7 protein-coding genes and 1 tRNA gene are annotated in these 8,708 nt (G+C 66.8%); 2 read left to right on the top strand and 6 right to left on the bottom strand.

Features of this window, described 5'->3' with window-relative positions:
• Positions 1-129: 129 nt before the first annotated feature.
• From FV223_RS30400 to FV223_RS13435, 4 genes are all read right to left on the bottom strand, one after another.
• A complete protein-coding gene (locus FV223_RS30400) occupies positions 130-306 on the bottom strand; it encodes a hypothetical protein (protein WP_187276136.1) in 177 nt (58 codons plus the stop codon).
• A 182-nt stretch (positions 307-488) separates the two neighbouring features.
• On the bottom strand, positions 489-1,217 hold the full coding sequence (locus FV223_RS13445) for a phosphatase PAP2 family protein (protein WP_147727526.1): 729 nt from the start codon (positions 1,215-1,217) through the stop codon (positions 489-491).
• A 10-nt stretch (positions 1,218-1,227) separates the two neighbouring features.
• Positions 1,228-2,517, bottom strand: coding sequence for an MFS transporter (locus tag FV223_RS13440; protein ID WP_147727525.1), 1,290 nt, complete (start codon positions 2,515-2,517; stop codon positions 1,228-1,230).
• Positions 2,518-2,751: 234 nt separating this feature from the next.
• Positions 2,752-3,663 (bottom strand): MBL fold metallo-hydrolase, encoded by a 912-nt coding sequence (locus tag FV223_RS13435; RefSeq protein WP_147727524.1) that lies wholly within the window; start codon positions 3,661-3,663, stop codon positions 2,752-2,754.
• Between the two features lie 173 nt (positions 3,664-3,836).
• Between FV223_RS13435 and FV223_RS13430 the strand changes: the two genes are divergently transcribed.
• Positions 3,837-5,177: a histidine kinase gene (locus FV223_RS13430; protein WP_147727523.1), complete on the top strand. Its 1,341-nt coding sequence runs from the start codon at positions 3,837-3,839 to the stop codon at positions 5,175-5,177.
• Positions 5,178-5,185: 8 nt separating this feature from the next.
• Complete coding sequence (locus FV223_RS13425; RefSeq protein WP_147727522.1) at positions 5,186-5,848, top strand: response regulator transcription factor; 663 nt, start codon at positions 5,186-5,188, stop codon at positions 5,846-5,848.
• Between the two features lie 114 nt (positions 5,849-5,962).
• On the opposite strand, the gene FV223_RS13420 is transcribed toward FV223_RS13425, so the two are convergent.
• Both FV223_RS13420 and FV223_RS13415 read right to left on the bottom strand, forming a co-directional pair.
• A complete protein-coding gene (locus tag FV223_RS13420; protein ID WP_147727521.1) occupies positions 5,963-8,188 on the bottom strand; it encodes a tyrosine-type recombinase/integrase in 2,226 nt (741 codons plus the stop codon).
• A 321-nt stretch (positions 8,189-8,509) separates the two neighbouring features.
• Positions 8,510-8,584, bottom strand: a tRNA-Gln gene (locus tag FV223_RS13415).
• Between the last annotated feature and the right edge of the window lie 124 nt (positions 8,585-8,708).

The following is an 8,708-nucleotide window of genomic DNA, read 5'->3' as shown; positions in this document are numbered from 1 at the left end:
GACGACCGATGGCATGGGGATCGAGGTCGTCGGTGCCCTCTACCGGGACCTCATCCGACGCCTCGGCCTCAAGGCGGGCGAGTTGCGGCTCGTATGAGCGTCCCGCCGCTCCGTCGAGGCGGCGCGCGTTCAGTACCCGTGTCGAGCGCCCGCCTGCTTCTTCGCCTTCTTCAGACGCCGCAAGCCCCGGATCGCCCGGACAAGCCTCTTGGCTTGCCGCTTCTCACAGGCCTCCGTGACAGCGCGGCTGGCGACCTTGACCATGAAGTGCCCATCGGCGGTTCTCTCGTTGGTGACGTAGTGCATCGTCGGATCTCCTGCTGTCAGGGTGGTCGGGAATCGTGGAGCTTGTCTCCGGGATGATTACGAAGGCGTCATGCGTCTGCGCTTTTGCGCGGTGGAGCACAGGCTACTACAATTAGGCGGCGGCATTTGCGCTGCAAATCTGCCTCCCGCCCTCGTGATGCAGCAGCTGCGAGGCCTCCCGCTCACCGGCTGGTTGATATGTCCTGGGCCGCGACCTCCACAGCGGCTTGCGCCAGGTCCTGTTGGAAGCGTGGATCGCGGAACAACGCCTCAGCGATGACGGCCGCCGTGATCTTCCCTGCTTCGAGATCGGACGGGAAGTGCGTGCCCGCGATCATGCGGTTGGCCCCATACGAGCTTGCGAAGGCAAACAGCGCCTGGCGTTTATCCGGCACGAGATGCGAGAGCACCGTGGCAGCGAGATACCCGAACGTGGCGTGACCGCTTGGGTAGGACGTGCTGGCGGAGCGGTGGCCGAACGTGGCGAGATCGGGCTTCAGCGTGTAGGGGCGCGGCCGGGCAATGGCGTTTTTGGCCGCCAGCACGATCAGCTCGCCATCCTGGAACACGCGCTCGATCAGCCCGGCGGTGACCGGCATCGTCTCCGCGGTGAAGGCCGGACCCAGAACACCGCTGAAGCGGTCGAGCGTGCACGGGAGGTTCGCCGTGATGCGTCGCTCATCCTCGGAAGTGCGGGCGCCGACGGCCGCCTCGACCGCCTGCATGTCGGCCCTGGCCGGCTCCGAACCTGCCGCAGGCGGCGGGGGTAGGACACGTTGCAACGCCATCGCGGTCGGATCGACGTAGGTGCTGCGCAGCGTGCCTGCAGCCGCAGGCAGGGCGAGAAACAGAAAAACCGCGAGCGTCGCGGCCCGCCGGCGGCGGCCCATGCCGGAAACGTGATGTATCACTGACCCCTCCTTACGTTCTGCTCGGCAGTATCGCCTGCAACCACGCCGCCGGTCCGCCAAGGGGCTCCTCGGAAGCGGTTTCGGGCATCAGCGCCACCAACACCGCGAGGGCGACCGCCGCGGCGGCGGCACAGGCGAGATAGGCTGCGTCGAACCCCGCCGTCTGCACCAAGGTTCCGGCGATCACGAAGGACAGGGAGGCGCCCGCGCCCTGCACGGTTCCGATAAGACCGTGGGCGGCGTTGTAGCGGCCGGTGCCACGGGTGATGTCGGCCATCACCAGGGGCTTCATCGCGCTGAGCAGTCCGGCGCCGATGCCGTCGAGGCACTGGACCGCGATCAGCCAGTATGGGTCGCGCCAGGCGAGGTAGAGCAAGGCCCGAACGGGCAGCGCGGCAAAGCCGATCACGAGGAGGGGCTTGCGCCCCCAGCGTTCGGCACGGCGGCCGACGATGAGCCCCACCGGCACCATCACCGCCTGGGCGCCGATGATGCAGACTGAGACGATGACGGACGACCAGTCCGGGCGCGCGCGCCCGATTTCCTGCGCCACGAGGGTCAGAAGCGGCGCGTTGGCGAAATGGAACAGCCCAACGCATGCGGCGAAGACCACGAGCGGCCGGCTGGTCAGCAGCGACCGCCACCCGGCGGGTGCGTCTTCCGCTTCGCCCTCACCGCCACCGCGGGCCCGGCGCGCATCGATTGCCCGACGGGGGATGGCGTAGAGGGCCGCCGCCGAGACGATGGCGCAGGCGGGCACCAAGAGGAACACCGCCCGGTCTGGGAACAGCCAACCGACGAGGCCGATCAGCACGGCGATGGCGACGTTCCCGGTACGCTCCAGGGCGGCGTTGCGGCCGAAACGTCGGGCCAGCTTCCCGGCGGGGAACAGGCCGAGGGTGAGCGTCGCTACGGCTGGGCTGAGCATGCCGCCGACCGCCGCGAGAACGCAGGAGGCGACGAGCACGGGCCAGAAGTTTGGAAAGAGCGCGATGAGGAGGGTGGCCAGGGAGAGCGCGACCAGGGCACCGAGCAGGATCACGCGCTTGTCGCGGACCGCGTCGATGGCGGTGCCTATGGGCGTTTGTACCACGATGCCGACGATGCCCGCCACCGTGCTCACCAGCCCGACCGAGGCGTCGTCCCAACCGCGATGCACGTAGAGGTAGACGTTGAGGTAGGGTTTGATCGCCCCGTTCACGTCGATCAGCAAAAGGTTGAGCAGGTCGAGCGACTTGGAGATGTAGCGTTGGCTCGAAGCGGGTGGCTGCCCTTGTCCTTCACCGATGTCATGATCCACGTGTTTGGCTCCCTTTCCTGCCAAGCTAGGGTGGGCAGGACTGAACCGAAGTAGGCGGACCCTATTTACGCATGACCGGATTGGATCGGAGGAAGAACGTCTGTTTCGGAACGAAGGGGCAGGGTCCGGTTGCCGCCCCAAGCCGCCATTCGGCTACCGACCCGATGCGGTCGCCGATTGTCCATTGGAGGGACCTCGAGAGCGGACGCTCGCGGTCCCCCTATTTCGGCGCAACTAGATCAGTGCATACCCCGTATCAGCGCGCTCGACTCTTCCGCTTGTGGCGAGGTGCATCCCAGTCACCCTCAAGCCGTCCGCCGCCGCACGGTCGAGGATGCGCCGTCGCGTCGTGATCGCCTCCGCCGGATCGGTGTCCCAAATCACCGTCCAGTCTGGGTGGGGCATCTGCAGGATCCGGGAGTGGACAATGTCGCCCCAAATCAGCAGTCGGTCGGAGCCGTCCGCGATCAAGACGCCCATATGTCCCGGTGTATGGCCGGGCAGTGGAAGCGCATGGATGCCCGGCGCGAGTTCCGCTTCGCCGGAGACACGTCGGATCCGGTCGGGATAGGCCGCCAGCACCGCCTGCGCTGTCTCGAACATCGGGCTCAACGCAGCCGGAGCAGATGCTCTGGCAGCCGCATCTGACCAGTAGGCCACCTCGCGATCCTGCAGCACGAGTTCGGCGTTCGCGAACCGCGCGAGACGGTTCGGCGTCAGGAGACCGCCAGCATGGTCGGCGTGCAGATGGCTCAGCCAGATGGTCTCGACCTGATCCGGCCGCACGCCCTCCGTCGCCAGTGCCGCGGTCACCCGGTCGAAGCCCGGCCCGAGCACGGTGCCGCAGCCCGCATCGAGCAGCCAGTGACGTTCCCCGCGTCGGATCAGGAACGCGTTGACCGGTTCCGGCGACGGGCCGTTCGCGGGAAGACCGGCCCCCATCAACAGGGCCTGTCCGGCCTGGCTTTCCGCAGCCGGGATCATGCTCGGCTCCAGCGGAAAGAGACCGTCGCACAACGGCGTCACCGTGAACGCACCGACCCGGTAGGGGCCGCTTGATGGCGCGGCCGCCGCAGAGAGGTGTAACCCGAGCGGGAGCAGGGCGGACGCGGCCAGCAGGTTGCGGCGGGAGAGATGAAGCGACATGGCTGGCTCCGTGGCGAGGGGACAGCGCTATCCTCCGGATCGTGCCGGGATGAGGCCAGGGAAGTCCACCCGCTGAAGCCCGGGCATTCTTCCCGTCTGATTGAGCCATGGCTTGCGCACCTCGACGAGCTCGGTGCCAAATAAGTCTCGCTTCGAGCCCGGCCGTTGGATCCATGAGCCTGCCCACGCATCTCGCTCTGCGCCTCCTCGTGGTCGCCGTGCTCTGCTTGGCGGGGGCTCTTGCATGGGCTGCCTGGGAGGCCCATGCGAGCCTCCGCTGGGAGGCTGCCATGTCGGCGGATCGGATCGCTGCGCAGCTAGCGCGTCAGCCGGGCCTCGGCAGCGCCGGACCGGCCGCAATGCCGGCCAGCGCGCCGCAGGCCGCGCCGGCCATCGTCACGCTCCTACCGGGCATCTGTGCCGACATTCATCTCGGCGTGGAATTGCCTCGCCGCTACTGCGGTGACTGGGACGGCTTCGATGCCGCGCCAGCTTGGTTCCGCGGAGCCCTCATCTGGGAGGCCGCTGCCGCGCCGACGATCCGGCCGATCGTGTATCGCGACCGCACTATCGGCAGTGTCACGGCATGGCCCGATCCGATGGCTTCGGCGGTGCGGCTCTGGCGGCGCACGCGTCTCGCAGGTGGGCTAGCTCTTGGTTTGGCGGCGGCGACGGTGCTTCTCAATTGGATCGCCGTGACGCGCCTCGTCGCTCCGGCCGGGCGGATCGTGCAGGGGTTGGAGAACCTCGACGCGGCCGGCACCCGACCGCCGCTGCCACGCTTCGCCGCCACCGAGTTCGACCGGATTGCCCGCGCCTGCAACGCACTCGCCGACCGGCTCGCCCACACAGAGGCCGACCGCGCCAGCCTGATGCAGCGGCTCGTCACGGTTCAGGAAGAAGAGCGGCAGGCCCTCGCGCGCGACCTGCACGATGCCTTCGGCCAGTGCCTCGCCGCCGTGGGGGCGCGTGCCGCGGCGATCGAACTGGCTGCACCCCCGGAGTGCGAGGATCTTCGCGAGGACGCCCAGGGCATCGAAGCCGTCATCGTCACCATGCGGGAGAGCCTGCGTGGAGCCCTGGCCCGCCTCGAACTGCCCGATCTCGCCGAAGCCGGATTGGAGGAGGCGCTGCGTAGCCTCGTTGTGGACTGGCGAGGGCAACTCAGGTCCGGCCCGGCCCTGCATCTCGATGTAACGGGCGATCTCACCGACATGCCGGAGAACGTGGCGGCGAGCCTTTACCGGATCGCGCAAGAACTCCTGACGAACGCCCTGCGCCACGGTAGGCCGAGCCGGGTCTTCCTCCGGCTCGACCGGTCGGAGGCCGGACAACGAACGGTGACGCTGACGCTGGACGATGACGGCGGGGGCGATGTGTCCCAAGCCGCGTCCCACACGGGTCGTGGAATCGTCGGCATCCGGGCCCGGCTCGCCGCCCTCGGCGGAAGTTTCTCGCTCACCGGCACCGGCACCGGGCTCCGTGCCTGCGCCTCCGTTCCAACCGTCGTCTGAGGTCGCCCATGGGCACGTCCATCCTCCTCGTCGATGACCATCCAGTCGTGCGGGAGGGCTATCGCCGTCTGATCGAGCGACAGCCGGGCTTGGTCGTGGTCGCGGAAGCCGAAAGCGCGGCAGCGGCCTATTCCCAATACAAGGCTCACGCGCCCGATCTCGTAATCCTCGACCTATCGCTGCCCGGCCCAAGCGGCATCGAGGCCATCCGGCACATCCTCCAGTGGGATGGGGCCGCCCGCATCGTCGTGTTCAGCATGCGCACCGGGGCGGTGATTGCGCGCCAAGCCTTCGCCGCAGGGGCGAGCGGGTATGTCAGCAAGGCGAGCCCACCCCGTCAGCTGCTGGCGGCGGTGGCGGCTGTGCTCCGCGGCGAGCGGGCGATGAGCGCCGACATCGCGCACGTGATCGCCCAGGACGAGGTGGCTGGGGGGCGCACGGCGCTTGACGACCTCAGCCCGCGGGAACTCGAAATCTTGAGCCTGACCGCGGGCGGCATGACTGCCCAGAGCGTAGCCGAGGCGCTGTGTCTGAGCCTCAAGACGGTGCACAACAACCTCTCGGTGATCCGCGCCACGCTTGGGGCGCGCACCGATGCGCATCTTGTCTGGATCGCGATCGGAGCTGGGCTGGTGTTGCCCTCCGAGGAACTACCTCTGGGGAAGCCCTAGGATTTCGTCCGCTTTCAAGACCTCTGGACCAAAAGCTGACGGGTAGGAAACCACCCAAATCGGCGCGTCAGCTTCAGCGACTTGATTGCCGAAGCTGACGTGCCGCATGGGTCTTCAAGGCACTTTAAACGGCTTCTGGTTTCGGCGCGGACAAGCTTCTGTATGCGGGGAGGACCGTTTAGGTCCTTTCGCAGCGTCCTTGCGCGCGGAGTGCGGAGACGATGACGGGAGGTATCGGCGGCGCGACCAACTTCCCTCTGCCGATACTTGGCGTTCCAGAGAGCCGAGCGTGAGCGAAGACTCAATGAGCGTCCAGTCACACGCCCGAAGTCCGCGCGTGACTTCGGGAATGGCGGCAATGGCCGTTTGCAAATCTTCAGGCTTGAGCGTCTTCTTGTAGTTCCGTGAGTTCACGGTGGCGCCCTCATGGCCCATCATCGACTCGCGGATCGGATCGAGCACCAGCCGCCGGATCATCTCCGTATTACCGAAATGCCGGAAGGAATGGAACGTCTTGCGCTCCTCACGGGCCAAGGGCACGGCTTCGTCCAGAACGACCGTCCAGCGCTTGTCGAACAGGTTCGACAAGGGCGTGTTCTCGCCAAACTTCGCTATCTCCGCGAAGATCAGATCGCTTCGTGCACCGGATCTGCCCCGCACGTAATCCAGGAAGCCAAGGCGGATCAGCTCTGGATGGAGTGGCAGCGTCCGACGCGACACCGCGTTCTTCAGGCGCCGTCTGCGTGTCGGCCGGATCTTGAGCGTGGCCTGCTCCAGGTCGATGTCACCGAGCTCGAGGTAGACCAACTCGGACAGGCGCGCGCAGGTGTAGTAGCCCAGGAGCGGCAGCCAGTAGACGACTGCGAAAATCTGCTGCCCCCGTGCGACCCGCAGCATCTCCGCCTCCGAGGCCGTCGACGTCCAGACGGGGTGCGCGAATAGAGTCTTAATCTCGTCGACCTCGAAGGCCGGTCGCTTCTCGCCGTCCCGCTCCGGGTCGATTAGGCGGAAGTCGCTTAAGAGCTCGACCTGCCCAATCGGACGCTGCTTGGCCCTACAGTACTTCGCGATCGTCGAGAGCTGCGTGATATGCCGGTTCACGGTCGCGGGGCTGAGCCCGACTTTCTCTGTCTGCCCCGCGGCCCGCATCGTTCGGCCGCGCTCGACCAGGTCCGCAATCGACAGTGCCGCATCACGTGAACTCTTGCCGTAGGACTTCGGCAGGTTCGAGAGGTTCTGGATATAGGCAGCGAGATGGGCATGCCGGATCTGCCGCAGGTCATCGGTGCCGGCGACGTCGCCCAGCATTGCCGCGACCGCCCGATGCTGCCGTTGGGTCTTCTCGTCCCAGGTGGCGCCCTTGTGCGTGATGAGCTCTTCGACCATCTCGGTCAGCGAGTTCTTGACCGGGCCAGAACCGGCTTCGCTGTCCTCATGCGCATGGTCCAGGCCTCGCTGGTCGAGGGCTGGAGCGCAATCGGTGACGGCTGGACCGCGATCCTCTCCGTCAAGCTCCGAAGATCCAGACGATGGCCTTGACGCCTCTTCCGGCGCGGCGGCCTCCGTTTTTGAAGGGTACGACGCAGGAGCTGGCGCCGCGGGTGGATGTTTCCGGTCGGCTATGGGGTCTTGCTCGGGTGCCGGCTGGCCGACGGGCTCGGATTTAGGAGTAGCCGGATCTGTATAACTGCTTTCTGACAGCGGCGGTGTTGTGGGGGCCTGGACCTCGAAGTCGCCCCACTCGAAACTGTCAGCGCCGTCGAAGTCGGATGCGGCCCAGCCCAGCGTGTCACGCGGCATCTCGCCCCTGGCACGCATCGCCGAGAGGTTGGCCCAGGCCTCCCGTGGATCTGCCCGCGCCTCGGCATAAGTCGAGGCGAACTCGCGTGAAACATGGCCGGAGAGCGCCGCCAGCCCACGCAGGCAGCGATTGAGGCCAGCCTCCGTTAAAGGCTCGTTCATGCTGGTCAGCATTGTCTGAAGATAAGCGCGCGGTGGCGTGAGCCGGCCGGTTTCGTCCGGGCGACCGAGATCGCGGAGGTAACCGTTCTCGATGCGCCGTCGGATAGCCCCGCGCTCGCTCAGGCTGAAGCCTTCCCGCTTCAGGCGGCCATCAAGTTCACTGTCGTACCCTGCGTCGAAACCTTCCTCTGCCGCTAGCGTCTGCAGGCGTCCGAAGATCCGATACTCCCGCTCCCGTTTCTCCATGAGCGTGGGCCAGTCGCCGATGAGAGGCGCGCGCGGTGGATTGAGGTCACGCTGCAAGCGCGCGATCCGCGCGCTTCGCTCCCGATCGACGAAGGCGCGGAGGTGGTCGCGGATTTGAGCCGCTGTTTGCATGGCGGGGTCATCCCGGACGCGGAGGCTTTCCGCGTTGAGTCCCCAGCCGAGTGTGCGCGCACTTGCTGGGTCGGAGGTGCCCAGGCTCAGAGCGACCGTGATGGACTTCCCCCTAACCGGGGCACCAGAGGGTCGCGTCCGCTCATCGCAACGGAATCGCCTTCGCCACCAATATACCGCCCCGCGACGGTACACGTTAGAACAAATCGTCAACGGCCTGCCCCTGTGGACAAGCGCGTGCAACAGCTCTGCGTACAATCGGTGAGGCCGCCGAAGCGGCTGAGAGCCAATTGCAATCAGATCAATGACTTAGCGGAAGCTTGGCTGGGGCGCCAGGATTCGAACCTGGGAATGGCGGTACCAAAAACCGCTGCCTTACCACTTGGCGACGCCCCACCAGAGGACGGCGCTGTCTAGACGCGGATGCGCGGACAGGCAACTGGTTTGACGGGGGCGGTGGAGAGGCGCGCGATGGGCGGCAGGGTGGCTTTGGTGACGGGGGCGGCGTCCGGCCTCGGGC

It is taken from the genome of Methylobacterium sp. WL116 (genome assembly GCF_008039455.1).
In the GTDB taxonomy this organism is placed as follows: Bacteria; Pseudomonadota; Alphaproteobacteria; order Rhizobiales; family Beijerinckiaceae; genus Methylobacterium.
This window is presented reverse-complemented; position numbering and strand designations above follow the sequence as displayed.

Excerpts from the sequence above, each read along its gene's own strand:
- FV223_RS30400 (WP_187276136.1), bottom strand. The coding sequence starts at position 306 with ATGCACTACGTCACCAACGAGAGAACCGCCGATGGGCACTTCATGGTC.
- FV223_RS13435 (WP_147727524.1), bottom strand. The coding sequence starts at position 3,663 with ATGTCGCTTCATCTCTCCCGCCGCAACCTGCTGGCCGCGTCCGCCCTG.
- FV223_RS13430 (WP_147727523.1), top strand. The coding sequence starts at position 3,837 with ATGAGCCTGCCCACGCATCTCGCTCTGCGCCTCCTCGTGGTCGCCGTG.
- FV223_RS13425 (WP_147727522.1), top strand. The coding sequence starts at position 5,186 with ATGGGCACGTCCATCCTCCTCGTCGATGACCATCCAGTCGTGCGGGAG.
- FV223_RS13420 (WP_147727521.1), bottom strand. The coding sequence starts at position 8,188 with ATGCAAACAGCGGCTCAAATCCGCGACCACCTCCGCGCCTTCGTCGAT.